At 63.2% G+C, this 26219-nt stretch carries 28 protein-coding genes; 9 read left to right on the top strand and 19 right to left on the bottom strand.

The genetic code is table 11. From position 1 onward, the window contains the following. The 3 genes from AB843_RS24070 to AB843_RS24080 form a co-directional block, all read right to left on the bottom strand. Positions 1–1184: phage portal protein (locus tag AB843_RS24070; RefSeq protein ID WP_048649466.1), on the bottom strand; the 1184-nt coding region annotated here is incomplete at its 3' end. A 43-nt stretch (positions 1185–1227) separates the two neighbouring features. Further along, entirely contained in the window at positions 1228–2529 is a 1302-nt protein-coding gene (locus AB843_RS24075) for a DNA-packaging protein (protein ID WP_425286839.1), read from the bottom strand. Further along, entirely contained in the window at positions 2459–2953 is a 495-nt protein-coding gene (locus AB843_RS24080) for a hypothetical protein (RefSeq protein WP_048649467.1), read from the bottom strand. The genes AB843_RS24075 and AB843_RS24080 overlap by 71 nt, the downstream gene beginning before the upstream one ends. Before the next feature lie 327 nt (positions 2954–3280). Between AB843_RS24080 and AB843_RS24085 the strand changes: the two genes are divergently transcribed. From AB843_RS24085 to AB843_RS25800, 4 genes are all read left to right on the top strand, one after another. After that, the gene (locus tag AB843_RS24085) at positions 3281–5428 is read left to right on the top strand and encodes a transglycosylase domain-containing protein (protein WP_048649468.1); all 2148 of its coding nucleotides are present in this window, start codon (positions 3281–3283) and stop codon (positions 5426–5428) included. An 85-nt stretch (positions 5429–5513) separates the two neighbouring features. Then, entirely contained in the window at positions 5514–6098 is a 585-nt protein-coding gene (locus AB843_RS24090; protein ID WP_048649469.1) for a DUF1214 domain-containing protein, read from the top strand. Then, positions 6091–6639: a DUF1254 domain-containing protein gene (locus AB843_RS24095; protein WP_048649470.1), complete on the top strand. Its 549-nt coding sequence runs from the start codon at positions 6091–6093 to the stop codon at positions 6637–6639. The genes AB843_RS24090 and AB843_RS24095 overlap by 8 nt, the downstream gene beginning before the upstream one ends. Before the next feature lie 478 nt (positions 6640–7117). Continuing rightward, the gene (locus AB843_RS25800; RefSeq protein ID WP_157384600.1) at positions 7118–8050 is read left to right on the top strand and encodes a hypothetical protein; all 933 of its coding nucleotides are present in this window, start codon (positions 7118–7120) and stop codon (positions 8048–8050) included. A 99-nt stretch (positions 8051–8149) separates the two neighbouring features. Here the strand turns inward: AB843_RS25800 and AB843_RS24105 are convergent, their stop codons facing one another. From AB843_RS24105 to AB843_RS24115, 3 genes are all read right to left on the bottom strand, one after another. Beyond that, the gene (locus AB843_RS24105; protein ID WP_048649472.1) at positions 8150–8497 is read right to left on the bottom strand and encodes a DUF1491 family protein; all 348 of its coding nucleotides are present in this window, start codon (positions 8495–8497) and stop codon (positions 8150–8152) included. A 124-nt stretch (positions 8498–8621) separates the two neighbouring features. Beyond that, entirely contained in the window at positions 8622–9536 is a 915-nt protein-coding gene (locus tag AB843_RS24110; protein WP_048649473.1) for a peptidoglycan-binding domain-containing protein, read from the bottom strand. Continuing rightward, entirely contained in the window at positions 9511–11259 is a 1749-nt protein-coding gene (locus tag AB843_RS24115; RefSeq protein ID WP_244468079.1) for a sensor histidine kinase, read from the bottom strand. The genes AB843_RS24110 and AB843_RS24115 overlap by 26 nt, the downstream gene beginning before the upstream one ends. Before the next feature lie 498 nt (positions 11260–11757). On the opposite strand from AB843_RS24115, the gene AB843_RS24120 reads away from it, so the two are divergent. After that, entirely contained in the window at positions 11758–12069 is a 312-nt protein-coding gene (locus AB843_RS24120; protein WP_048649474.1) for a DUF5330 domain-containing protein, read from the top strand. 82 nt (positions 12070–12151) lie between these two features. Continuing rightward, on the top strand, positions 12152–12580 hold the full coding sequence (locus tag AB843_RS24125) for a SufE family protein (protein WP_048649475.1): 429 nt from the start codon (positions 12152–12154) through the stop codon (positions 12578–12580). Between the two features lie 66 nt (positions 12581–12646). On the opposite strand, the gene AB843_RS24130 is transcribed toward AB843_RS24125, so the two are convergent. Next, complete coding sequence (locus AB843_RS24130) at positions 12647–13366, bottom strand: DUF6456 domain-containing protein (RefSeq protein WP_342022829.1); 720 nt, start codon at positions 13364–13366, stop codon at positions 12647–12649. Positions 13367–13478: 112 nt separating this feature from the next. Beyond that, positions 13479–13868 (bottom strand): helix-turn-helix domain-containing protein, encoded by a 390-nt coding sequence (locus AB843_RS24135; RefSeq protein ID WP_244468080.1) that lies wholly within the window; start codon positions 13866–13868, stop codon positions 13479–13481. Between the two features lie 263 nt (positions 13869–14131). Here AB843_RS24135 and AB843_RS24140 point away from each other — a divergent pair, with 263 nt between their 5' ends. Then, on the top strand, positions 14132–14458 hold the full coding sequence (locus tag AB843_RS24140) for a hypothetical protein (RefSeq protein ID WP_048649477.1): 327 nt from the start codon (positions 14132–14134) through the stop codon (positions 14456–14458). Between the two features lie 27 nt (positions 14459–14485). Here the strand turns inward: AB843_RS24140 and AB843_RS24145 are convergent, their stop codons facing one another. The 8 genes from AB843_RS24145 to AB843_RS24180 all read right to left on the bottom strand — a co-directional run bounded on the left by AB843_RS24145 (position 14486) and on the right by AB843_RS24180 (position 21292). Then, positions 14486–14905: a Ros/MucR family transcriptional regulator gene (locus AB843_RS24145; protein WP_048649478.1), complete on the bottom strand. Its 420-nt coding sequence runs from the start codon at positions 14903–14905 to the stop codon at positions 14486–14488. Positions 14906–15414: 509 nt separating this feature from the next. After that, positions 15415–15789, bottom strand: coding sequence for a monovalent cation/H(+) antiporter subunit G (mnhG, locus tag AB843_RS24150; RefSeq protein ID WP_048649479.1), 375 nt, complete (start codon positions 15787–15789; stop codon positions 15415–15417). Beyond that, the gene (locus AB843_RS24155) at positions 15786–16121 is read right to left on the bottom strand and encodes a cation:proton antiporter (RefSeq protein WP_048649480.1); all 336 of its coding nucleotides are present in this window, start codon (positions 16119–16121) and stop codon (positions 15786–15788) included. The genes mnhG and AB843_RS24155 overlap by 4 nt, the downstream gene beginning before the upstream one ends. Further along, on the bottom strand, positions 16118–16591 hold the full coding sequence (locus tag AB843_RS24160) for a Na+/H+ antiporter subunit E (protein WP_048649481.1): 474 nt from the start codon (positions 16589–16591) through the stop codon (positions 16118–16120). Before AB843_RS24160 ends, AB843_RS24155 begins: the two co-directional genes overlap by 4 nt. Continuing rightward, positions 16588–18144: a Na+/H+ antiporter subunit D gene (locus AB843_RS24165; RefSeq protein WP_048649482.1), complete on the bottom strand. Its 1557-nt coding sequence runs from the start codon at positions 18142–18144 to the stop codon at positions 16588–16590. Before AB843_RS24165 ends, AB843_RS24160 begins: the two co-directional genes overlap by 4 nt. Before the next feature lie 7 nt (positions 18145–18151). Beyond that, positions 18152–18529, bottom strand: coding sequence for a Na+/H+ antiporter subunit C (locus AB843_RS24170; RefSeq protein ID WP_048649483.1), 378 nt, complete (start codon positions 18527–18529; stop codon positions 18152–18154). Continuing rightward, the gene (locus tag AB843_RS24175) at positions 18529–18948 is read right to left on the bottom strand and encodes a Na+/H+ antiporter subunit B (RefSeq protein ID WP_048649484.1); all 420 of its coding nucleotides are present in this window, start codon (positions 18946–18948) and stop codon (positions 18529–18531) included. The genes AB843_RS24170 and AB843_RS24175 overlap by 1 nt, the downstream gene beginning before the upstream one ends. A 1-nt stretch (position 18949) precedes the next feature. After that, on the bottom strand, positions 18950–21292 hold the full coding sequence (locus AB843_RS24180) for a putative monovalent cation/H+ antiporter subunit A (RefSeq protein ID WP_048649485.1): 2343 nt from the start codon (positions 21290–21292) through the stop codon (positions 18950–18952). A 229-nt stretch (positions 21293–21521) separates the two neighbouring features. On the opposite strand from AB843_RS24180, the gene msrB reads away from it, so the two are divergent. Then, a complete protein-coding gene (gene msrB, locus AB843_RS24185; protein WP_048649486.1) occupies positions 21522–21929 on the top strand; it encodes a peptide-methionine (R)-S-oxide reductase MsrB in 408 nt (135 codons plus the stop codon). Positions 21930–21935: 6 nt separating this feature from the next. On the opposite strand, the gene AB843_RS24190 is transcribed toward msrB, so the two are convergent. Continuing rightward, positions 21936–22298 carry an SH3 domain-containing protein gene (locus tag AB843_RS24190; protein ID WP_048649487.1) on the bottom strand — a complete coding sequence of 121 codons (363 nt, stop codon included), beginning with the start codon at positions 22296–22298 and terminating at the stop codon, positions 21936–21938. A gap of 146 nt (positions 22299–22444) precedes the next feature. Here AB843_RS24190 and AB843_RS24195 point away from each other — a divergent pair, with 146 nt between their 5' ends. Further along, positions 22445–24553: a S9 family peptidase gene (locus tag AB843_RS24195; RefSeq protein ID WP_048649488.1), complete on the top strand. Its 2109-nt coding sequence runs from the start codon at positions 22445–22447 to the stop codon at positions 24551–24553. On the opposite strand, the gene AB843_RS24200 is transcribed toward AB843_RS24195, so the two are convergent. Further along, positions 24528–25454 carry a c-type cytochrome gene (locus tag AB843_RS24200; RefSeq protein WP_048649489.1) on the bottom strand — a complete coding sequence of 309 codons (927 nt, stop codon included), beginning with the start codon at positions 25452–25454 and terminating at the stop codon, positions 24528–24530. The two genes, AB843_RS24195 and AB843_RS24200, sit on opposite strands and share 26 nt — an antisense overlap. 109 nt (positions 25455–25563) lie before the next feature. Beyond that, positions 25564–26013, bottom strand: coding sequence for a c-type cytochrome (locus tag AB843_RS24205; RefSeq protein ID WP_048649490.1), 450 nt, complete (start codon positions 26011–26013; stop codon positions 25564–25566). Between the last annotated feature and the right edge of the window lie 206 nt (positions 26014–26219).

Below are 26219 nucleotides of genomic sequence, written 5' to 3' on the forward strand. Positions count from 1 at the left end.
CACCCTTCGCCGCGCGGGGCGTATCCCACCGCCTGTCGCTTTTCGTCCTCGGTCAGGAAATCGGCTGCCCCCACCCGGCTCCACAGAGCCTCGCGCTCGGCCGCCAGTCCCTCGATCCCGTCGGCGTCGAACCACAGGCGGGCATCGCCGCCGAAGACCGGCTTGAGCCAGGCCGAAAGTTCTTTCGCCACCCTTCCGACCAGCGGCAAAACCGTCAGCCGGTAGAAGCCCCGGTTCGCCTCCTGGTAATTGGCATAGGTGTTGTCGCCGGGAATGCCGAGCAGCATGGGCGGCACGCCGAGCGCCAGGGCGATGTCGCGCGCCGCGCCGTTCTTCGCCGCCATGAAATCCATGTCCTTCGGCGACAGGCTCATCGCCTTCCAGTCGAGCCCGCCCTCCAGAAGCAGCGGTCGCCCTGCCCTGGCGGCGCCCGAATATCCCTGTTCCAGCTCCGCCTTCAGCCGGTCGAACTGATCGTCGGAAAGGTTGCCGCCCTCTTTCGGCGCATAGACCAGCGCGCCGGAGGGCCGCGCCGAATTGTCGAGCAGCGCCTTGTTCCAGCGCGCCGCCTGGTTGTGCGTGTCGAGCGCCATCAGCGCTGCGCCGAGAGGCGCAAAGCCGTAATGGTCGTCGAGCGGGTGAAACAGGCTCACCTGCAGGCCCGCGCCCGCCTCCAGCGCGATGCGCTCGCGGGCCTTGCCTTCGCGATAGTCGAGCGCCACCGGCCAGCCGCCGCCATCGGCCGCCACCGTCACCCGGTCAGGGCGAAGGAGATGCAGCTCGCGCGTTCCCGTACCCGTTTCCAGCATGCGCAGATAGGCGTTTCCGGAGAGAAGCAAGTGCCCGTACAGCGCCTCCATGAAGCTCGCGCCCGCCTGGCGCTGGTTCGGCCGGGCAAGAAGTGCCAGAAGGGGATGCGCGTCATGTTCCTGCGCGCCTTCGTAGAGCAGCCACGGGATCGCTGCGGCGGCTTCCGCCAGCAGCCGCACCGAGCGGTGCGCGACGGGATTGTTCATGAACCCCTCGCGCGACAGCGCGTTGTAGTCGCGGCGCGAAAAACGCGCCTCCGCCTCGCGGTGCAGCGCGACGAACCCGCCGGCATGCGCACCCTTCGTCTCGATGGGCGCGCCGGCGCCTTCCGGATGCTTCGCCGCAAGCCGGGCCCAAGGCCAGTTCCAAGCCATATCATCTTCCCGATTGAGAGTTTCGTTGCCGGGGCTTGCGTCTTCAGCCCAGATCCCGGATGCGCGGCTCGCGCCGTTTGCCGAGCATCAACTCCGTCAGCGCCCAGACCAGCGCATCGACCCGGTCCGGCGAATGCCCGCTAGACAACCCGTCGAGGCCGAAATCGCACATCTCGTCCTCCAGTTCGGCAAAACGCTTCAAATGTCTGACGCGGCCTTGCTCGTAAAGCGCCGCCACCGGCTCGGCGCGCAGCCACTTGCCGCGCGTCGCGCGCACTGGCTTGACCGGCACGGACGGGTCCACCGTGGCGATCACCGCCGCCACCATCTCGCCGCCCTGGTTGACCTCGGCCACCAGGCAGTCGGCGCCGAAGCGGTGATACAGCGCCACCGCGCGGCTCGCCCATTCCTGCGGCTTGGCGGCCTTCACCGTGCCATCGTGAAGCACGATCCCGTTGCCGTCCGCGTCAAGGCCGGCCGCCACCAGCCCGCAGGCATCCGACGTCCGGCGCGAGGCCGCCGGCGGATCGACCGCCACCACGATGCGCTGCAGTGCCTCGGGCATGGCCTCGACGGGTGCTGCCTCGAGCATCGCCCGTGTCCACAATGCGTCGGGCCGGTCGGCGATCAGCTCGCCATCGAGTTCCTGCCTGCCAAGCCGGGTCCCCGCGTAGCGCCGCTCGATCGTCCGCAGGAACCCGTCCGCCAGGTTGTTCGCGTTCTCCATCGTCGGCATGCGCGTCACGGTCACCAGCGGGTCGTCCATCAATCGCCTGATCAATGGGATGGGCCGCGGCGTCGTGGTCAGAAGCTGCAACGGTCGCTCGCCGACGCGCAGACCGAACTGCAGCATGTCGAACGTCGCCTCGGCGTAGCGCCATTTGCCCACCTCGTCGCACCAGGCGGCATCGAATTGCGGGCCGCGCAGACTGTCGGGGTCTTCCGCCGAGAATATCTGCGCCACCGCGCCATTGTCCCAGACGAGCCGTCGCCGGCTCGGCTCAAAACGCGGCCGATGCCGGCGCGCCACCGTCGACAGCCCCGAGGGTCCATCAATCATCACCTCGCGCACATCCGAAAGCGTCTCGCCTACCAGGGCCAGGCATCCATAGCGCCGCCCGCCGGAAAATGGCGGAAAGCCGCGCACCAGCGCATTCACCCATTCGGCGCCCAGCCGCGTCTTGCCGGCGCCGCGGCCACCGGTCACCAGCCATGTGTCGAAGATGGGCAGGAGGGGATATTGCGACAGCCTGGCCGCGCCGACCCATTCCGCCTCAATCTCCGGCCCGAGCCTTTTCGGCAGACTTCCCGATGACCATTTGCTCTGCGATCTGGCCTGCGAGATCCTCGGCAAGTTCGAGGATGCGCGCGTCGATGCGTTCCAGTGCGGCGGCCATTTCTTCATCGCTTCTCGTTTGTTCCTCGCGCGCGCTTTGCGGGCCGCGTGCCGTCTCGCCGATCTTCTCGACCATGCGCAGCATCGCCGACAACGCGTCGAGACGCGCCTTGTCATAGGCGCCCATCTGCTCCCCTTCGCGGCTCGCCTTCTCCAGTTCGCCGATCAGCCGATCCGAAAGCAGCGTCAGCCGCTTCTCCAGATCGGCAGCGCTCGCTGCCAGATCGGGCGCCCGCCACGCCTCTTTCTTGGCGATGGCGCGCAACCGCGCTTCCGACCGGTTGGAAGCCAATGCCAGGATATCAAGCGTCGCCGGCGCTCCCTCGAAAAGCGCGCGCAGCATCGCCAAAGCGACCGAAGCCGTTTCGCCCATGTCCGAAACCCATGATGTGGAGAAATGAAAGCGGACCCGCCGGCCATCCCGGCTTCCGCAGCCGCAACTCTGCGACGATGCCTGAACCCTATCAGGCGACCGTTACGGTGTCAAGAATATTTTCCTATATTTCAGCATATCCTCGCGCCGCATTAGCCATGCTCATGAAAATGCCCTTGCGGAAGACGGGAAAATCCGGAAAAACTGATAAAACAAGCCGTTAGGGTAAGACGCCCGCCCGCCGCGGATGCAAGTCCCGTTGGCGTACGTTTTGTCTCAACAATCGGTGCTGCGGGCGGCTCTTGGACGGGCTTGACGGGAGTTTGGGTGAAGAAACCGCGCGAGAAACGGCAGGCGAAGGCCCCCCGGGCGACCAGGCTTCTGGCGCTCGACGCATGGATCGATTCCGCGCTCTATGAAGCAGGCTTCAAGGCCGGCGAGATCTGGGAATCCATCACCATCTTCTTCCGCCGCTTTCGCGTCTACGGCGGCAAGCGCGCCTTAGTCGAAGTGCTCAGCGAGGGTTTCACCCTGGGCACGGCCGGCATGGTCCTCATGCTGGCGCTGGCCATGCCGGCCTTCGAGGAGACTGCCGGCGACTGGCGCGCGCAGGACGATTATGCCGTCACCTTCCTCGACCGCTACGGCAACGAGATCGGCCAGCGCGGCATCATCCAGCGCGATTCCGTCCCCGTCGACACCATCCCGGACCATGTGATCAAGGCGATCCTGGCCACCGAAGACCGGCGCTTCTTCGAGCATTTCGGCATCGACTTTCTCGGCCTTGCCCGCGCGTTGACAGAGAATGTGCGCGCCAATTCGGTCGTTCAGGGCGGTTCCACCCTGACTCAGCAGTTGGCGAAAAACCTGTTCCTCAGCAATGAGCGCACGTTCGAGCGCAAGATCAAGGAGGCCTATCTCGCCCTGTGGCTCGAGACGAACCTGTCGAAGAAGGAGATCCTGCAATACTACCTCGATCGCTCCTATCTGGGCGGCGGTACGTTCGGCATCGCCGCAGCGGCGGATTTCTATTTCAGCAAATCCGTCGAGGATCTGTCACTCGCCGAGGCGGCGATGATCGCCGGCCTGTTCAAGGCGCCGGCCCGCTACGCGCCGCACATCAACCTGCCGGCGGCGCGAGCCCGTGCCAACCAGGTTTTGACCAATATGGTGCAGGCTGACTTCATGAGCGAAGGGCAAATCCTCTCGGCGCGCCTGCATCCTGCAACGGCGGTCGATCGCGGCGGCGCCGACAGTCCCGACTATTTCCTCGATTGGGCGTTTGAAGAGGTCAAGAAGATCATCCCCGACGGCGCCACCCATTCACTGGTGGCGCGCACGACGATCGATCCCAATTTGCAGCGTGCCGCCGAGGAATCGCTCGAGTTCCACCTGCGCCAGCACGGCAAGGACTACGACGTCTCCGAGGGCGCCATCGTGCTGATGGACACCGATGGCGCGGTGCGCGCCGTCGTCGGCGGGCGCGACTACGGCGCCAGCCAGTTCAACCGCGCCACCCGCGCCGAGCGGCAGACCGGATCGTCCTTCAAGCCCTATGTCTACGCGGTGGCAATGGAAAGCGGCTTCGAACCCGGTTCACTGATTTCCGACGGGCCGATCTCCTGGGGCAATTGGGCACCGCGCAATTACGGCCGCGGCTATGCCGGCCGGGTGACGCTGACCACGGCGCTCATCAAATCCTACAACACCGTGCCCGTCAGGCTGGCGCGCGATCATCTCGGCATCGATCCGATCATCACGCTGGTCAAGTCGTTCGACATCGAATCGCCGCTCAACGGCCACAAGACAATGGTGCTCGGCACCTCGGGCATGACCGCGCTCGATCAGGCGACGGGTTTCTCCGTCTTCGCCAATGGCGGTTTTGCCGGAACCCGTTTCGGCATTTCGCAACTTCTCAGCCATTCCGGCAACCTCGTCTACGACAAGGCACGCGATGCGCCGCCGCCGCGACGCGTCCTGTCGGAAAAGGCCACCGCCTCCATGAACCAGATGCTGATCCAGGTGCCGGAGCATGGGACGGGCCGCCGGGCCGCCCTGCCGATGACGCGCTCGGCCGGCAAGACCGGCACCACCCAGTCCTATCGTGACGCATGGTATGTTGGCTACACCGGCAATTACGTCGCCGCCGTGTGGCTCGGCAATGACGATTTCCACCCGACCCGCCGCATGACGGGCGGTTCGTTGCCGGCCATGGTCTGGCAACGCTTAATGACCTATGCGCATCAGAACGTCGATCTGAAGCCGCTGCCGGGCGTTGATGGCCCGATGCGAATCGACAGCGACCAGGCGATTTCGGGCGAGGTCGCGCAAAACGGCCAGGCGCCGGAGAACGGCGCATTGCCGCTGGCGCTTTCGGCAAGCAGCGCCGCTTTCCTGAAAAACCTGTCGCAAGCCTTCGAGAAAGCACCGCCTCTCAAGCCCTCCCCGCAAATCGAAACCCTGTCCGCCCTGTGAGTTTCGCTTTTCCGACGTCCGCCCCCGTTGAGCCTGCGGATGCATCAGGGGTATGGGGAGTGGCACACGCCAGATCAGAACCAGCATGTTGAAGACAATCCTCCAGGTCGCCACCGTCTTGCTGATTGCCCTTGGTGCGGGGACCGGCAGCGCTTGGCTTGCGCTCGAAACCACCCGCTCCATCGGCTCGGTCGATGTCGGCGCCTGGACCACCTTTCCCAGGGCAGGCACACGGCAGGCCGACCCCTATGCGCGCGCCCGCTCGGCGCGGATTGGCGAATTGGCCCTCGGCCAGGCCGAAGGCGTGAGCTTCATCGCCGATCATGATGATGCCGGTGCGCCGCTGTTGCGCCAATGCAGCTATCTGATCGAGGGACCCGTGCCGGCGGTGCGCTTCTTCACGCTGTATGCGGCGGGACCGACCCGGCGCGCATTGCAGGCGCCGGAGCGCTTTTCCGCTGCCCTGCACTCACAGTCCCTCCTGTGGCGGGAAAAACAGCAACTGAGCATCTCGCTCGGCAGGCATGCGCATCCGGGCAATTGGCTGGCGGTCGAAGGGCGCGGTCCGATGCTCCTGGTGCTCACGCTTTTCGATACGCCGATCTCGACCGGCGCGCGTGTCGATGAAATCGACCTGCCGCGCATCACTCGGGTGGGCTGCGATGTTTAACGCGTTGCGCATTCTGTTGCTTGGCCTGTTCGGCGCGGCGATGGTGCACATCGCCATCCTGTCTCTGCTGCCGATCTATTCCGAGCGCGATGTGTGGGCAGCGCTCGCCGCCAGGGCCGACCTTTATTCCACCGTGCCACTCGTTCATAGCGCCGCGGGAACCGAGGGGGACAGGCCGTTCATCGACAATCCGCTGATCGAGGCGTCGGTCTGCCGATTTGATCTTTCGACCGGCATGACCCGCATATTGGCGGACGGGCGCGTTCCGTTCTGGTCGATGTCCATCTATGACCGCGACGGACTGAACGTGTTCAGCCTCAACGACCGCAGCGCGCAGCAACGAACGCTTGACGTGGTGATCGCCGATCCGCCGCAGACGCTGGAGTTGCGCAAAGGCCTGCCCGAAGCGCTCGAACAGTCGGTTTTGGTTCAGGCCGATGTCACGGAAGGCATGGCGCTGGTGCGCGTTTTCGTTCCCGACGAGAGCTGGCGCGCCGCCGTTTCGGAATTCCTCGACAGCGTGCGCTGCGCACCTTTGTGAGGTGAGCCTGCCATTCGCCGCCTGTTTCGCTCGTCCGGTGGCGCTATGGCTTTGTCAGCCCGTGTCGCGCATCGCGCGGCCGGTCGCCTCCATCGCCATCGTTCAACGGCCCATCGCGCTTCTCATAGCGCACGCCGGGGAAAATGATGATCGCTGCTTCGCCCCGTCGCCGGCCCAATGAGCCTGACGGCGCTTGCCGCGGCCTCGGCACAAAGTTCAGAATGATTGCCATGACATTGCGTTCCCTTGCTGGGCTGGAGTGGTACGCAACGCCTCCTGCCGGAAGTAGAGCCTGTTCATGGTTAACGTTTCGTTACGGACGTTCCTGAGCACCGGCGGAAATGCTGAACGAAATTCTAAAGAAACCGGTTAACAGCTTGCTAAGGGAATAAGCGTATCTTCCCTTGTGCCGGATCCGGGTGGCTCACCCGCCGCATTGGACTCCTCATGGTCGTGTCTCTTACAGGTGTTGGTCTGCGTGTCATCCGCTATTTTCAGGCAGCTTGCTTCAGGCGGGGAAGCGCATAAGGCGGAACGGCTTTTCCATGCCGCCATCTCCGCCTTTGCCACCCTCACCCGGCCGACCCGCAGCGAAATTGCCCAGCTCGACGCTCTCACTCTACCCCTGTTTCCCGCCGTGCCGGTCGAGGCGCGGCGCTATGCGGCGGCCGTCCTGTGCGAATGCCCCGCCCCGCCGCCGGGTTTGCTGCGCCGCCTGTGCGACGAACCCATCGAGATTTCCGCGCCACTCCTGGTCCGTTCGAAGGCCCTGTCCGACGTCGACCTCATCAGCTTGATAGCCCAGCACGGTCTGCCGCATGCGCGTGTCATCGGGCGGCGCGGCGCCCTCAACCCTGCCATCGCCGCCCTGATCCGAGCCATGGCCGCGCAGGAAGGCGCAAGCCTCGGCCATCCCGTTTCACCGCGCCGCCAGCAGTCGGACCAGCCCGGCATGCCCGAACAAGCGGTGCGGGACAAGCTTCTCTCGATGATGCGCGCCACAGCTCAGCGCGATGTTGCGCCGACACAAGCTCCTCTTCCTTCAACGCAGATGGAAAGCGCGAAGGTCCGCGTCGATCAGGACCTTCGCGACGCCGCCCTTGCCGACGATGAAGGCAAGTTCGTCTCGGCACTCGCCGACAGGCTCGGCATCTCCATCGACAGGGCCCGGCGAATTGTCGGGTTCGTCACACCCAGCGAATTGATGACAGGCCTGCGTCTGCTCGGCCTGGGCGATGCCGAAGCCTTCCTGATAGCCGCGACGCATTTTCCAGCGCAACTTTCAAATCGCCCGGCGATCCGCCTGTTTGTCGAGCGGTATCGGGCGCTCTCTCTCGAGACGGCGCAAAGGCGGCTGCGGCAATGGCAGGCCGCCCACCCTAGAGTTTTGCAGTCAGGTGGTTTCACCTGACGTCCGCATAAATGCGGAAAAACAAAGAGATAGACCGGTTCGGCGTTTCTATGAAACGCCGAACCGGTCTAACGTCGGCGGCAATCAAGACGCGGAACCTCAGTCGGCGGCAATTTCGAAGTAGCCTTCGGCCTGATCGACATCGTTCAACTCGATCTCGACGATCCAGAAATCCGGGTCGAAACGCCGCTCGCGGTCGAGCTTCTCGTCGATCTTCTGCTGCGCATCCCGCGCAATCAATGCGAACTGCCGTCCGGCGGGACGGGCGCCGGCGTAGCTTGCCTGTGCCGCCGGCCCATACAAGGCCTGCCGCCCCATCCGATCGCGCACGACGATAAAGATCGACCCCGCCTCGCGCGCGCCTCGTTGCCCGACGGCGGCGAAGCCGCCCTCTGAGAAAATGCGTTTTGTCAGGGCCGAAACCCAGAATTCGCTGGTGAGGCGCATGAAAACCTGTCTCCGCCCGGCCGATCTACAGCATTTATGATGCAATTGGTATCGCCGGCGGCAGCGTCAAAGCACAGGAGGGATACACCGAGACGGTAGAAGCCATCGCACGGCCAGGGCTGCGTCAGTTGGTCAAACCGACGTCGCGCATCTTGGCGAGGAATGACGCGTCCGGCTGTCCGGTCACTTCGAGGCCAAACAGGCTCTGAAACTCGCGGATCGCCAACTCGGTGTCACGGCCCAGAACGCCGTCGACCTCGATGGCGTCATTGCCGAACGCCTTGAGCCCGGCCTGGATCCGCATGACGGTGGCGTCAGCCTCGTCCTCCAGGGCGGCGGTGCGTACCGGGGCAGCCGGCTCGTTCTGCACCTGCGGTGCCTGACGCGCCAAACTGGGTCTCGGCGTCGGTGCCGGAATCGCTTGGACCGGAATCGCTTGGACCGGAACCTCTAGGGTCGGAACGGCTTGAGTCGGAGTGTCTTGGGGAGCCGCAGCAGCGGCGGCCTTCAAGCCGAGCTGGTGCAGCAATGAATCGTCGACCGTTTCGGATGGCTCCAAGCCGACGATGCGTCGGTAATTGCCGATGGCGGTGCGCGTCTGCGGCCCCTGCAGGCCGTCGATCGTGCCCTGATAGAGACCGAGATCGCCCAGCACCTTCTGCACCTGGCGCACGGTCGCGTCCCCGCTTTCAGCCGCTTCCGGACGATCGGGAGGAATGGCACCCGTGGTGTCGTTGCTTGGCTTGATCGCGGCTTGCGCCGGCTCAGGCACACGCCGGACGGCGCTCGGCACGACGGTAGCCTCCGGCGTCCTGTCCACATAGACCGGCTCGCGTGTCGAGATCAGCGCGCCCGAGTGGAAGTGCGGCTGATACCACAGCGCGTTTGCCGAAACGAAGGCAAACGAGACGAGGAACGCCGTCGTTCCACCGACGGCGAGCGGGTTTCTGACAATGGCCATGCCGGTGCCCGCCAGGCCCGCGCGCAGCAAGCTGCCAAAGGTGGTCTGCGGTTCAGGCCGTCTTGCGGTATTCTTCATGCTTCCACTCATCGTCGATCACCGGTGTCGTTGTCCGGCTCAAGTCATCCTTCGTCGTGCCGGCGCCGACCGGCAGTGAAACGGTCACCCGTGTGCCCTCGCCCGGCGCGCTGTCTATCATCACCCCGCCGCCCTGCAACCCGACCAGTCCCCTGACCAGGGCAAGCCCAAGGCCCGTGCCTTCGACGTGGCGCGTCGCCTGGCAGCGTACTTGCATGAACGGTTCACCAATGCGCTGCAGATCGTCGGCGGCAATGCCGACGCCATTGTCGGCAACGCTGAAATCGATGCGGTCGCCCACTCGCTGCGCCGAAATGACGATCTCGCCATGCGCCGGCGTGAACTTGACTGCATTCGACAGGAGATTAATCAACACTTGCTGGACGGCGCGGCGGTCGCAATGGACGATGCCCACGTCCTCATCGATGGCGACCTTCACGTCGATCGAGCGCTCCGCCGCACGTGGCATGGTCAGCGCCAGGCTCGCCTCGACCGCGTTGGCAAAGGAGAAGGCTTCCGGGTGCAGCACATAGGTGCCCGATTCGATCTTCGACACTTCTAGCGTCGCATTGACCACTGCAAGCAGATGTCCGCCCGCTTCATGAATCAACTGGACATATTCGCGCTGCCGCGCGTCGGCAAACTTGCCGAAAATCTCCGTCAGCAGGGTATCGGAAAAGCCGAGGATTGCGTTCAGCGGCGTGCGCAACTCGTGGCTCACCGCGGCCAGCACGCGCTTGCTCTCCACCTGCGTCGCACGCTCGCGTTCGCGTGCGTCGGAGATTTCGCTCTCCAACTGCGCTCTGTCGCCCTCGTCGCGGACGATTGCGAGGGTTTCATCCGGCTTTGCGCCGGCAACAAGCTCGATGCCAAATCGCCGGTATCCGGGCACCCTGGCATCGCCCTCATCGACTGGCATACGCAGACGAACGCTTGTTTGCCGCGCCTGAGCGCCCGAGCCGATTTCAGACAATGCACAAAGATAGGCGACCCGGTCGGCGACATGAAGCCGCTCGAAAAAGCCGGATCCGAGCAGGATATCGCTGCGCACCTTAAGCAGGTCACCGGCCTGTCGCGACGCCTTGCTCACCTCGCCCGACTTGTTCAGATGCAGCACAAGCGCGTTCATGCGCGCCGCCAGGATGCCGTCCTCATCCGTCGGCGCCTGAAGGCCCTGCGCCGGGCGCAACGCCGGCAGGCGCACAATGAGCGTCAATGCATAGACGACCGGAAGGAGCCATTGGGCAGCGGAAGGGGCGATCGCCGTCGAGCCGCTCGCCATCATCGCCGCAAGCCCGCCGCCGAGAACAGCAGCAATGAACGACGCCCCCGCGCCGACGATCAGGGCGCGCCGTGTGCCGGCGACCCAGAATGCCTCGACCGCCAGCGCGACAGCCATGATCGCCAGCGGCGAAGCCAGGCCGCCGGCAGCCGCAACGAGGCCCGCCACGGCAACGATCCCCAGCCCCAGAGCGACGATCTCGGCAGCACCACGCCGCGCGGTAGCGAGAATCACCGTGGCAAGCATCCAGCACAGGCCGAATGCCGCGCACCCTAACGCCAGCGCCTGCGCCACGCCCCATGCCTCCGACAGGAGCTGCACGGCAGAGCCAGCAAACAGGAAGGGCGCGGCAAACAGAATGGCCACCATGCGCGACTGGCGCATGCGCTCGCCGGCCTCGTCCACCGAGGGGTGGATAAGACGCCCACATGCTGCCGCCACGGCAGAGGGCCACTCCAGATATAGAGATGCTCGTGAACTCAACTCGACGCGCTCTCGCTTTGTCCGTTCGACGTTTTCTTGTTCTCGGACGAACCTCGCACCGAGCGTTTAAGGAAAGGATAAACGACACTGCCGAAGGCGCTTCGGGCAGGTGTAAATCGGCAAATCCGTCGCGAAAAACCAGGCCGAATGCCGTCATGGTTAACAGTGCCTCACCAAATCGACGCATCTATCGGATCGCCGGGCCCGGTCGTTTCCCAGAGACCTGAACCGGCAGACTTCAATCGGATCAACGCCCTATATGGTAAATCGGTGGTGAAGGGGTCCACGTCCTTTGAACCGTGCTTGCGTCAAATGCCGATCTTTGCGCCTTCTTGAAAAAAGAGCGTCTAATTTGAACAAAAATCTCAACGGCTCTTTTGCGCACCGATGGCATTGTCCTCAACGGGACGCTCGAAAGAGCAAGGAACTGGCGCCTTGAAACGGGGCAGGGAAATTATGGGCTTTCTCATTCGGGCTATCTTCTGGTTGTCGCTGGTGCTGCTGCTCGTGCCGATCGGCGGTGGGGGCGATGCGGAAACCGCGCAAGTCGGGCCGCTGCAGGCCTTGAGCGCGGCGCGTGAAGCCGTCAGCGACATGGTCGGCATCTGCGAGCGCAAGCCGGAAGTGTGCGCCACCGGAAAAGCCGCCCTCCAGACCATCGGTGTCCGGGCCCGCGAGAGCGCACGCATCGCCTACGAGATGATCGAAGACGAAGCACCGGCGGGCGAAGAGCCGCTCACCACCGGCAGCATACCAGCCGCCGAGTAGCTTTGCGTGATGCCCGCCAACGGCATCCGCCCATCCGGAATTTTCCGTGACGACCGACCGGACAACCACTATATCCGGGATCATGACCACAACACTCGAAACCATCTATGACGACTTTGCCTTCCTGGACGATTGGGAAGAGCGCTATCGCTACATCATCGATCTGGGCAATGCGCTGCCGCCCTATCCGGAGGCCGTGCGCGACGAGGCGCACCGGGTGCGCGGCTGCGTCAGCCAGGTCTGGTTGTACACACAGCACGGCGACGGCGAGGATCCCGTCCTGGACTTCAAGGGCGATTCCGATGCACACATCGTGCGCGGCCTGGTGGCCATCATGCTGTTTCTGTTCTCCGGCAAGAAGGCGAGCGCGATCCTGGAGGTCGACGCCGAAGGCGTGATGCGCAAGCTTGGTCTCGACGAGCATCTCACCCCCCAGCGCGCCAACGGACTGCGCGCCATGGTCAAGCGCATCCAGGAAGAAGCAAAGGCCGTCGCGGCAACGACGGGCTGACAGGAAGGCCAGCCCGTCGTGGGCGGTTAAGGAAGCAAAGCGCGCGACTGGGCGCATGGCACATCTCTACGCCACCCTTGGGCGGTAGTCCTCCGCTCCCCAATGCAGGATCGGCCGGTTCCTCGTGCCGCTCCCGCCACTGCGCGGGTCATAGTGGCGGTCAAGCGCGCCGAGTGCCGTCTTCAACACGACCTTTGCCGAGCGCACCGGCCAGCCCCGCTCGGTTTCCACCTGCTCGAAACCTTTCAGGAAGCAGCAGATGTCGACCAGCACGCCGGCCAGTTCAGGTCCGATGGCGACCAACGCCCGGTCGACCCGCTGGCGCGCTGAAAGTGCGGCTTCCGTCAGTTGGGCCGCACCGCCAGGTCCACTGCCGCGCTTGCCCGCCGAAACGGTCGCCACCCAATTGGCGCTCAACCGCGGCATGATCTGGCCGCGCGTGTAGTCCGACCGCAACCGCTCGCCCGCGTCGAACTCGGCCTGGGTCAGGAACGGTTCGCCGCTGCGTGTGCGACGCCGAGCGAGCTGGCCAAGCGGCGATTCGGCGAGATTGGCCGTTACGTCCTGTCGGCCGCGCGTCATCATGATGGAGCGATGCTCGATCTGCCAATGCTGGGCGCGGAACGGCTCGGTGGCGGCTTCGTCGCGCCGGCCGCGGGCTTCTCCCACATCGCTGAGCATCACCTGCCCGTCATCCTTGCAGGTCAGTATTCCGTCGCGCTTCAGCCCATCCAGAACGCTCTTGTGCAGCGCGATGGTTCCGCCATCGCTGTTCTGCAACAGCACTCGTCCTTCCTGGGCCGCCGGACGGCTGGAAGCCGTACCGCCACGCAAAAAACGGATGGCACGCAGCCGCTGGCGTTGCGTGTGCGGTTCGATCCTGTCCTGGTTTTGCATCTCAACGCACCTCCGTGTGACGGAAAGCGACTGCAACGACACGCTCGGTCATGTTCACGACGCTGTCAAAATCTTCGTCGTCGCGCATGTCCTCCACCAGATGGCAGGCATATTGAACCGTCGTCCGGTCGCGCCCGAAACCGCGCCCAACCTCAGCCATGTTCAATCCCAAAGTGACATGAGCGGCATACATGCCGATCTGCCGCACGCGCGTGACGCTGGTCGATGACCGTCCGGTTTCGCGCAGTTCCCGTCCACTGACGTTGAACAATGCGGCAACGATGTCCAGAACGCATTCGCAGACTTCGGCAACCCGCTCCTCCGCTATCGGGCTGAGCCGGCGCTCCAACGCCAGCTCCGGTGTGCCGGCCGGCAGGCCGGCCCTCGCCAACTTGATCTCTGTTTGCTTCGTCGCACTTGATGGCACTGAATTCATCCCTTCCCACAAAGAGGAATAAATTCTTATATCCCATGCCGCGCCGGACGGGAACAAATTAGGAACATATAATTGTTAACGGAAGGATTATCTCTTTAACAACAAACGATAAAACAGCGGGACGGTCATTTTCCGTGGCTCTGTTTATCCCCGCCTCGGCAAAGCGCCTCATAGTCGGACGTCCCTGGAAACCGAGGTCCGGCATGGCACTGGCAAGAATGACACTGGCAAGAAGTGAAATCGAGGCGTTCTGCAGGGCGAAGGAAACACATCGCATGGAAGCCCGTCAGATGGTGGCGCTGTTCCTGATTTGCGGAATAGACCTCTCATCGGCCCTGCAGGCACCCGATGCGGAGCGCCGGGAATTGCGGCGGCGGCTGAGGCGGCTGGTCGAGCGCGAAAGGCTCAAGGGCACACGGGGCCACTGGAGCTACGACCTCAACCGTCACATCGCGCTCAGCCAGGCATTGCAACGACTGTCGCGCGCCCCTGCCCCCGTCCCAAACAAAAAAGCGGCGCCCAAGGGCGCCGCCAATCGGTCATAGCTACGCAAGACACACTCGGGAGAACGCCTATTTTCCCCTGGGCTTGCGACCGAGGCCCATTTGCTTGGCCAGTTGCGAACGCGCAACCGCATAGCTCGGCGCAACCATGGGGTAATTCGCATCGAGACCCCATTTCTCGCGATATTGCTCAGGCGTCATGCCATAATGGGTCATCAGGTGGCGCTTGAGCGATTTGAACTTCTTACCATCTTCAAGGCAGATGATATAGTCGTCATGCACAGACCGCTTGGGATTAACCGCCGGCTTTTGCTTTTCGGCCGGCGCGGGCTCAGACGAGCCGCTCACGCGGCCCAGTGCCGCATGGACATCCGCGATCAGATTGGGAAGTTCGGAAGCGGGAACCGGGTTATTACTAACATAGGCAGCGACAACTTCCGCCGTCAGCTCAATAAGCATACTGTCGTTTTTTATCAGCTCTTCGTTCATTTTCGTTACCTTGCCCCAACGTCAGTTTTGTTTTTCGTGCCTCATTATGATTCTTTACGAGGCTTCTTTCGGAAACCGTCTTTTGACTATCTTTTTGTCTGATTCCCGAGGTCGCGCGATCATATCGGGCTTTTGGCGCTCGCGGTCAACTCACTTTTTGCAGCTTAAGGCAAGGTGAGTCAAAAATTGATTTGTTTATCTCATATCAAGAATATGAACTTTATTCCAAAAAATGCGGAAATTTAAGTTTCCAAATGGCTTTGATAGACACCAGAACGCGCATTCATAGGAAAATCCACCAGAATGACCCGGACGACGAGCCGAATACGCCGAAGGCAACGCGGTTATGAATTAATTTTGACCTGGAAGACATCACTTGAAGAGCATGCGCCGTTCCCTCAAAGAGGGCATTTTGAGCAACCCAGAGGTTGCTTTTCACAACCTTGAGAGGGTTTGTTCAACATTGAACCGGCTTATGCCACTCACTCGCAGATTCTTCGTGCGAAGTATCAGGCTTCGTCATCAGCCAGATCTTGCGCTGCACTTCTGCGTTCCGCGCCTGCCATGTCATCGTGGACCGAACGGTCCCAAAGCTTGTAACCAGCCGCATAGGCTGCTTTGGCCAACAGATGCGCGGATATCGGCGCGGTCAGCAAGAAAAACACCACTGCGGCGAGCGCCCGCGTAACAACAGCCTGATCGTCCGCAAATACGGCCAGCGCGATCAGCATGACACACGCACCCAGCGTGCCGGCCTTGGACGCCGCGTGCATGCGCACGTAAAGATCGGGCAGGCGCAGCAAGCCGATGGCGGCAATCAAAGTGAAAGCCGCCCCGATGATGATCAACCCGCCGGCGATCAGGTTCTGCGCGGCATCCATCATGGCTCGTTGTTCCCGTATATGCCGCGTGTGTCCTGCTTGACGAACTCTTGCTCATAGCGACGGCTGAGCACAAAACGGGCAAATGCCACGGTCGCGAGAAACCCGACCAGTCCGAGTGCGATGGCGATATCCAGATAGAGCGTGAAGCCGGTGCGAATGCCGATCACGGCGATGAAACCGATGGCGGTCGTCACCAGCATGTCGAGCGCCAGAACCCGGTCGGGCAGGCTCGGTCCGACGATTACCCGCACCACCGTCAGGAGAAACGACAGGCTGAGCAAGGCCAGCGCTGCCAGCACGGCGAAATCCAGGAACTCCTGACTTGCGCTCATCGAAACGCCTCCATGATCTTGCGTTCGAAACCTTCGGCAATGTCGCGGCGCAACGCGTCGGGCGATGAACAGTCGATGGCGTGAACATACAGGAACCGGCGGTCCTCCGACACATCCACCGACAACGTGCCAGGCGTCAGCGTGATCAGATTGGCCAGCAGCGTGATCTCGAAATCCCGGTCGACTTTCAGCGGATAGGCGAAGATGCCCGGCTTCAGGTTCATCGTTGGCGACAGCACCAGCAACGCCACGCGCCAGGCCGACAAGACAAGTTCGTAGAGGAACAGCAGAAACAGCGAGATCAGCCGGATGCTGCGGGCGAAATAACCGAGCGAGCCAACCTGCTCGCGTATCAGATACAGCGTGCCGGCGCCAAGCAGCAACCCGAAGATGAAGTTGGCCAGGCTGAACGAACCACTGACCGAGGTCCATATCAGCGCCAGGAGGATGTTGATCAGCGGTAGCCTCATGGCCGCACCTCCGTGGGAAAGACCGCGCCAACATAGGCCGAAGCATCGAGAAGCCCTGTCGCCGATGCCTCCGCCACGCGGATGAACGGCTCCGGATAAAGCCCTAGCAGCAGGACCGGCAATGAGAGCACGGCAAGCGCCGCATAACCAATCGTCGGGTGCGCCGGCGCGGCGCCATCCGGGGCCGCGTCCGCCTTCTGCCGCCAGATGGTCAGGATGAAGACCCGCCCCATCGCCACCGTGGTCAAAAGCCCGGTCAGGAGAATGGCGAAGGACAGCCAGGGCAGCCCCGCATCGAGCGATGCGCGAACCAGCAGCACCTTCGGCCACAGGCCGGATGCCGGCGGAAGGCCCGCCACCGCCAACACCAGGAGCAGGGCGAAGGCCGCCAGGAGCGGGTAACGCCGATAAAGCCCGGAAAGTTCATGCAGCGAGTAACTGCCACCCAACTCGTTCATCACGCCGGCCAGCAGATACAGCGCGGTCATGACAAGGATCGAGTGGAAGGCATAAAGCACGGTGCCGGTCAGCCCCTGCTCCGTGCCGAGCGCAATACCCGCCATCATCACGCCAACGCCGGAAATGACGACGAAGCCGAGTACCCGGCGGATATCCGATTGGGCCAGTGCACCCATGATGCCAATGATCATCGTGCCGGCCGCAACCCAGGCGATGAGGTCCGACAGCACCGCCCGTTCGAGCGGAAACAGCATCACCAAAACGCGCAGCAGGGCATAGACCCCGACCTTGGTCAGGACACCGCCGAACAGTGCCGCCGTGACGATGCTCGGCGTGTGGTAGGACGCCGGCAGCCAGAAATTCAGCGGAAAGGCCGCCGCTTTCATGCCGAAGGCGAGCAGATAAAGCACGGTCAGCGTCATCAGCGGGCCCGTCTCGCGCAGCGCGTCCACCTTGCGGGCGATGTCGGCCATGTTGAGCGTGCCGAATGTGCCGTAGAGAAACGCCGTCGCCGTCAGGAAAAGCGTCGTGCCGACCAGGTTGAGAATCGCGTATTTCGTCGCGCCATCGAGCTGCCGATGGCTGGAGCCGAGGATCAGCAGGCCGAAGGAAGAGATCAGGAAGACCTCGAACCAGACATAGAGATTGAAAACGTCGCCCGTCAGGAACGATCCACCGACGCCGGCCATCATCAACAGCATGAACGGATAAAACCCGTAACGCCGGCCAGTCGCGCCAATGTCCTTCATCGCATAGAGCGCGCAGACGACCGCCACCAGCGTCGCCACCAGCGCCAGCGAAGCGCCGAGCGCATCGGCGGTGAACGAAATACCGAAGGGCGGCAGCCAGCGCCCCATCGTCATCACCTGCGGCCCGTCGCTCAGCACCCGGCTTAACAGTCCGGCATTCGCGGCGAGTGTTGCCACGAGACCGGCGATGGCGAGCCCCGCATGCAGGCGCGTCTCATGCCGCACCATCAGCAGGATGGCGCCGAAAACGATCGGTATGGCGACAGGCGCGACGACCAGCCAGTCGCCGAGCGTCGCCGGCGCGGTGACCATGGCTTGAGAAATATCTACGGATTCAGCGGCCATCGGCGTCTCAATATCCCAGCGGAGGCAGCGGCTCGCCCTCGGGCTCGGCTACGCGCATGCCGTCCGTGTCGTCGGTGCCCAGCTCCTGATAGGTGCGGAAGGCCAGAACAAGAAGGAATGCGAAGATGGAGAAGGAAATCACGATCGCCGTCAGGATCAGCGCTTGCGGCAGCGGATTGGCGGTGATCGTGTCGGGCGTCTGCAATGCCTCCGGAATGATCGGCGGCACTTCGCGCACCACCCGCCCGACGGTGAAAATGGTCAGATTGACCGCATTGCCGAAGATCGAGACGCCGAGCAGGATGCGAATGATGTGCTTCGACAGCATCAGGTAGATCGCGACGGCAAAGAAGATGCCGACAAAAACGGAAAGAGCGACTTCCATCAGCCGTGCTCCCTTTCTTCCAGCGCCAGCGCAATGGAGGTGATCGAGCCAACGACCACCAGATAGACGCCGATGTCGAAGAACAGCACCGTCGAAAGGTCGACCGGCAGGCCGAGAATGCTGACCGTCGTCCACAGACCCGTCAGGAATGGCACGTCGAAAAACAGCGACAGCCAGCCGGCAAGCGCGGCGAGCAGCAAGCCGAAGCCGGAAATCGCCATCGGGTGGAAATACAAGGCGCGGCGCACCGGCGAGACCCCACAGGCGATGCCGTAAATGGCAAAAGCGGAGGCGGCGATCAGCCCGCCAATGAAGCCGCCGCCGGGATCATTGTGCCCGCGCAGCAGCACGAAGATCGAGAACAGCACCATCAGGCTGGTCAGATACGGGGCGATGGTTCGGAAGATCAGCGTCCGCATGTCAGCCCTCCCCCGCCGCTTTGGCTGGCTTGGCGCTGCGGATACGCACCAACGCCAGGATGGCAAGGCCGGCGATCATCACCACCGCGATCTCGCCCAGCGTATCGGCCCCGCGGAAGTCGACGATGATGACGTTGACGATGTTGCGCCCATGGGCGATCACCCGCGAATTGGCGGCGAAGAAATCGCTCAACTCCGCATTGAACGGCACCTGGGTCACGCGCAGCAGCATCAGGCCGAGCGCCGCGCCGCACGCACCGGCGACCAGCACATCGCTAATCTTCTCGGAGGTCGGCCGATGATCCGTCGGTGACAGCCTGAGCCTGGTCATCACCAGCGCCAGGATGACGACCGACAGCGTTTCGACCATGAACTGCGTGAACGAAAGATCCGGCGCGCCGAGCAGCATGAACAGCAGCGCCACCGCGAACCCCTGGATGCCCAGGCAGACGATCGCCGTCAGGCGGTCGCGGGCATAGATCACCGCACCGACGCCGATGATGCCGATCAACAGCACGATCCATTCATAGAACGGCATGACGGGGAAATCGGGGACTGCGGGCATTTCGCCGAACGTCACCATCGGGATCAGCAGCGCGGCGGCAAGAGCGACGAAGGTCGCCGTCATATAGTAGTCCAGACGGCCGCTCTGGATGATGTTGGTGACGCCGAAGGACAGTTTCGTCGTTCCGGCCAACGCCTGGTCGAACCCCTTGTCCGGCCCCCAGCCGATGGCATTCAACAGGCGCACCATCAGCGCCCTCCCGCGATCCAGCATCAGGAAGGCGGCAACGCCGAAGGCGACGGTCACCACGGAAAGGATCAACGGCAGGCCGACATGCGGCACCGTCGAGATCGTCACCGTCACCGGCTCACCGGCCACCGCACTCGACATCGGGCTCGAGATCAGTTGATGACTGACCGTGGAGACCAGCGCCGACACCAGGCCGAGACCGCCCAGGACAAGCGGTCCCAGCCACAACAGGACAGGCCCTTCATGCGCATGTTTGGGCGTCTTCACCGGCGCGCCGAGGAACGGCTTTAGCGCCACGGCAAAGCCGATTGCGAACATCAGCCCGTTGCCGACCATGGCCACCACGGTCAGCGCCGTCGTCCAGCCGTCGGCGAAGCCGAGCGCTGCGTAGATCTCTTCCTTGGCCAGGAAGCCGAAGAACAGCGGCAATCCGCCCATCGAGCAGGCGGCCAGAACGGCAGCCGCGAAGGTGATCGGCATGGCGGCGCGCAGCCCGCCCAGCTTGGTGACGTCGCGCGAGCCGGATTCATGGTCGATGAGGCCGGCGACCATGAACAGCGCTCCCTTGAACATCGAATGTGCCACCAGGTAGAGCACGGCTGCCTCGATCGCCTTCTCCGAACCAAAGCCTGTCAGCATCACGAGCAGGCCGAGCGAGGCGACCGTGGTGTAGGCCAGCATCAGTTTCAGATCGGTCTGCCGCACGGCAAGCAGCGTGCCGACGACCAGCGTCGTGCCGCCGAAGACGGGCAGGATCGTCTCCCAGGCGGCGGTCTCGCCCAGAACGGGGTTGAGCCGCATCACCAGGTAAACGCCGGCCTTCACCATGGTTGCCGAGTGCAGGTAGGCAGAAACGGGCGTCGGCGCTTCCATCGCGTTGGGCAGCCAGAAATGGAACGGGAACTGCGCCGATTTGGTGAAGGCGCCGCCGAGGACGAGAATGAGCGCAGCCAGATAGACGGGCGCCTCGCGCAGCGCATCGCCCGTGGCCATCAGCGCCGAAAGGGAATTGGCGCCGGTGGCGCCCCAGATCACCAGCAGGCCTGCCAGCAGCGAAAGACCGCCCATGCCGGTAACGATCAAAGCCTGGAGTGCTGCCCGCCGTGAGGCGGCGCGCGAATGATCGAAGCCGATCAGCAGGAACGAGGTGATCGACGTCAGTTCCCAGAAAACGAACAGTGTCAGGAAGGAATCGGCGACGACGAGCCCGAGCATCGAGCCCATGAACATGAGAATGAAGGAGAAGAACCGCCCCTGCTGCTCATGCCCTTTCAGATATCCACCCGAGTAGAGCACGATCAGCGCGCCGATGCCGGTGATCAAAAGAGCGAAAGTGACGGACAACCCGTCGAGATACCAGGAGAAATCCACCTGCAGGCTGGGGATCCAGGCATAACCGCCCGTCAACGCCTGTCCATCGGCGATGGCACCCAGAAAGCCGGTAAAATGCAGGAAAATCAACGCCGGCGCGAGCGCCAGCACCCAGGCGGCGTTGTGGTGCAGAAGCCGGGTCAGAAAAGGCGCCACGGCGGCGGCTGCGAACGGCAGCATCAGTGCGAGAAAGGTCAGCCACTGGCTGTCTGCCGTCATGTAATCTCCCCAACCGGCTGAGATGCTTCAACCCATCCTTCGATTCGTAGACGTGACATAGACGTTCACCTTGGGCAGGACAAGGTGCGAGCGCAACTGTTGCGCGCGGTGAATTGACGCCATTCACAAGAGAGTGACACATCAAGCCCGCTGACATTGCAGCCGATAGAACCTACATTATGCAGCACCACCTTGCGGCTTAACGCCGACCGATTGCCCGGAGTATTCGATGAGCGAAACAGTCATGCCGAAAGTACACAAGTCCGACGAGGAGTGGCGTGCCCAGCTGACGCCGGAACAGTACCACGTCACCCGCGAACACGGGACCGAGCGCGCCTTTACCGGTCCCGATTGGGACACCAAGGAAGGCGGCACCTATCGCTGCGTCTGCTGTGGCAAGCCGCTGTTCTCGTCGGAGACCAAGTTCGATTCCGGCACGGGTTGGCCGAGCTTCTATGCGCCCGTCGACGACGATGCCGTCAGCGCGCACAAGGATCGCTCATGGTTCATGTCGCGCACCGAAATCCGCTGCGCCGATTGCGACGCCCATCTGGGCCACGTCTTCGGCGATGGACCGGCGCCGACCGGCCAGCGCTATTGCATGAACGGCCACGCCTTGCGTTTCGAAAAGGAATGATCCGCATCAATCCGCCGGCGCTATGTATCTGCCGTAGACCCAGCCTGTGACGAACTGGCCGTTGCGTCTTGGGTCATGCCACACCTCGCACCATGAATAGCGGACGGCCTGTTTCTGCCGCCATTCCGACTGGCGGGCAATGTCGAACAGATCGACCCCGCCGGTGCAGCGGCCGGTCATCTGCAGGACCGTGCCGTTCGGATAGGCCGTCTGCTTCTGAGAATGATTGGCGGGGTATTTTCTGACGTTCAGCGTGTCGCCCCACGAGACGCCGGTGACCTGCCAGGCGGCAAACACCGTCGCCTGGGCTTGCCCCCCTGCCAGCGACAGCAGAAGCGCAACGGCAATCAACGAGCCTGATTTTTTCATTTTCCTGTCCTCCAAAAGCGATAATCCGAAAGCAGTTACGGTTTCACCATTGCCTCAAGCCGATTGAACGGGACATGAAGGACCTGTTCATGCGCCCCACACCTTAGAGCCGCGCTGCCCTGCCGACCATCGAGAAAGAACAGCCAATGCCGTCGAGAGCCTTTCCATCCACCGTCGCAACCCCATGCCCGGAGGCCCGCCCGGTCACCGACCTCCGGCACGGCATCGAGCGCGTCGACGACTATGCATGGATGCGCGCCGACAATTGGCAGGATGTGCTGCGCGATCCGGCTCTTCTGGCGCCGGACATTCGCGCGCATCTGGAGGCTGAAAATGCCTATCAGGCGGAACTGATGCGAGGCACGGAGGAACTGCAGAAGACACTCGCCGCCGAGATGCGTGGCCGCATCAAGGAAGACGAGACCTCGGTGCCGGCTCGCGATGGACCGTTCGCCTATGCCGGCGGCTTCCGCACCGGCGGAGAATATCCGCGCTTCTTCCGCATCCCGCGCGACGGCGGCGCGGAGGAAGTGCTGCTCGACGGCGACAGGGAAGCGGAGGGCAAGAATTACTTCCGCCTCGGCGGGGCGGATCATTCGCCCGATCACAAACGGCTTCTGTGGGGCCATGACGACAAGGGATCGGAACTCTACACGCTGAGCGTCCGCGATCTTGCGACCGGCAAGGACCTCGAAGACACGGTCGGCGAGACCGGCGGTTCAGGCGAATGGGATGCCGCCGGAAACGGCTTCTTCTACACCCGTCTCGATGCCAACCACCGCCCTTCAAGCGTGTTCTACCACGCCGTCGGTGCGGCGCCGGAAAACGATCGCCTGATCTATGACGAGACCGATCCGGGCTTCTTCGTCAACGTCTCCGGCAGCCGGCTTCACGACTGGATCTATGTGTCTGCACACGACCACGAGACCTTGGAGTGTCACATCATTCCCGCCGGCGATCCCTCGGCGGCTCCCCGCCTCGTGGCGGCGCGCGAGAGCGGCCTGCAATACGACCTGGAAGAAGGCGGCGACGTCTTTTTCATCCTGACCAATGCCGATGGCGCCAAGGATTTCAAGATCGTCACCGCGCCGGTTACCGATCCCGGCCGCGCCAATTGGCGCGAACTCGTGCCGCACGAGCCTGACCGGCTGATCCTGTCGGTCATGGCGTTCGCCCGGTTCCTGGTGCGGCTCGAGCGCAAGGACGGCCTGCCGCGCATCGTCGTGCGCGAGCGCGCCACCGGCGAAGAGCACTTGATCGCTTTCGACGAGGAAGCCTATTCGCTCGGCCTGCACGGCTCCTACGAATACGACACGGACACGCTGCGGTTCTCCTATTCGTCGATGACGACGCCCGAACAGGTGTTCGACTATGACATGCGCACGCGCACGCGCACCTTGCTCAAGACGCAGGAAGTGCCCTCGGGTCACAATCCCGAAGACTACGTTACCCGCCGCTTGATGGCCTCTGCCCCTGATGGCGAGCTGGTGCCGATCTCACTGGTCCACCGCAAGGACCTGGCGCATGACGGTTCGGCGCCCTGCCTGCTCTATGGCTACGGTGCCTATGGCATGGCGATGCCCGCTTCCTTCAACACCAACTGCCTGTCGCTGGTCGATCGCGGCTTCGTCTACGCCATCGCCCATATCCGCGGCGGCAAGGAAAAAGGCTATGCCTGGTACGAGGACGGAAAGCGCGAGAAGAAGGTCAACACCTTCACCGATTTCATTGCCTGCGCCCGGCATCTGGTCGCCGAAGGCTACACCAGCCATGACCGCATCGTCGCCGAGGGCGGTTCGGCCGGCGGCATGTTGATGGGCGCCGTCACCAACATGGCGCCGGAAGCATTCGGCGGCATCGTCGCAGCCGTGCCCTTCGTCGACGTGCTTAACACCATGCTCGACGACACGCTGCCGCTGACCCCGCCCGAATGGCCAGAATGGGGCAATCCGATCGCCTCGAGGCAGGATTACGACACCATCGCGGCCTATTCTCCCTACGACAATATCGGACCCCACGCCTATCCGCCAATCCTGGTGCTGGCCGGTCTGACGGATCCGCGCGTCACCTATTGGGAACCGGCGAAATGGGTGGCGCGGCTGCGCGCCCATGGCGGCGGCGACAATCCGGTGCTCCTTAAGACGAATCTCGACGCCGGCCATGCCGGCGCCTCGGGTCGCTTCTCGCGGCTCGATGAAAAGGCCCTGACCTATGCCTTCGTGCTGAAAGTCACCGGGAAGATGGATAGCCGTTAGGCTTTGCCGGCACCGCCTTCAGATAGGCGGCGATGGCGTCGCGGTCGTCCTTGGAAAGCTCGGCCATGTTCTTCTGCACGGAGACCATGGCCCCGCCGACCGAATCGAAATCCGGCGTGAAACCGCTTTCCAGATAATAGGCGATGTCGCTGGCCGACCACGAGCCGACACCACCCTCGCCCGCCGTGATGTTCGGCACGACGCCGGCACCTTCGGCGGCGACCGCACCGGCCAGCCACTGCTCATAGTCCTGCCCGCCGGTAATGCTGCGCGGCGTGTGGCACTCGCCGCAATGTCCCGGTCCCTCGACCAGATACTGCCCGCGCCTGGCCAGACCCGAAGCATCGGCGGCCAGCGCCACCACCGGCGCGTCATGCATGTAGAGCCGCTTCCACAATCCGATGCCGCGGCGCAGGGTGAACGGGAACGACAGTTGGTGGTCCGGCGCGCGCCCTTCGATTGCCGGTAGCGTCTTCAGGAAGGCGAACAGGTCGGCGACGTCCTGCGGCGCCATGCGCGCATAGGAAGGATAGGGAAAAGCCGGATAGTAGTGCTCACCCCGTGGCGACACGCCATGCAGCATGGCGTTGGCGAACTCCGCCTCGCTCCATCCCCCGATCCCGTCCTTGGTGTCCGGGGAAATGTTGGGCGCGACGAACGTGCCGAATTCGGTTTTCAGCTCGAGGCCGCCGGCCAGCGCGAGACGCGCCTCGCCATCGGCGCCCGGCTTCGCATGGCAGGACGCGCAGCCGCCGGTCCAGAAGACCTGTTCGCCGCGCGTCGCGTCGGCTGCGCTTGGCAAGGCGCCCGCCTCGATAGAGGCTGGAGCGCTCAGGGTCCAAAATAGCGCACCGCCGCCGACAGTAACGGCCAGGGCGGCGGCGAGCAGTTTCTTCAACATGGTGTCTCTACAGCACTTTTCAGTCAGGAGATATCACCTGACGTCCGCATAAATGCGGAAAACAAGGGGATAGAGCGTCCTTTATGCGTCCGAATGGACGCATGGCGCCCTAGTTCTGCTGCACCCGGAAATTCTCGTGGCAGCTGCGGCAATTGCCGAGCACCGGACCGACGGCGGCCTGGAAGGCGGCAAGGTCGGCAGGCCCCTCTTTGCCAGCCGACGCGACGGCTGCCGACGTGTCGGCCATATATTTGTCGAGCGCTTCCTGGAAACCGGCCGCGTCCTCCCAGATTTTCGGCGATGCCGTGGTCTGGCCCTCATGCGATCCCTCGGGGAAGAAGCTGCCAAACGTCTTTGCGCTGGCGCTCAGCGTCAGAAGGGCAGCCTTTGCGATAGCCGGATTGTAGGCCAAGTCGCCCTTCATCATCGCGCCGGCGAGACCGGCCGATGCGGCGTTCGCGTCCATCAGCGCCTTGCGGGCGGCAATCGGCTCGTCGGCGGCGGCCACGGCTGAAACCGATAAGCAGAGCATGGAAATGACGAGTGCAAGCTTCTTCATGAAAACCCTCCGGTGATTTGTCCAAACAATACCCACATCAACGGCGCGTGCTGATGAATATTCCGCCGTTTTTGTTCACGGTTTCGTGAGGTGCTGCCGGGCAGCAAAAAGGCCCGAAGCTGCTCCGGGCCTTTCGATACAGAACCAGTCTGTCGTTATTATGAAATCACCCGGCTGCCGTTCAGGCTGCCTTTTCGTACATCTCC

Origin of the sequence: Nitratireductor soli, assembly GCF_001050155.1 — a bacterium.
GTDB lineage: Bacteria > Pseudomonadota > Alphaproteobacteria > Rhizobiales > Rhizobiaceae > Nitratireductor > Nitratireductor soli.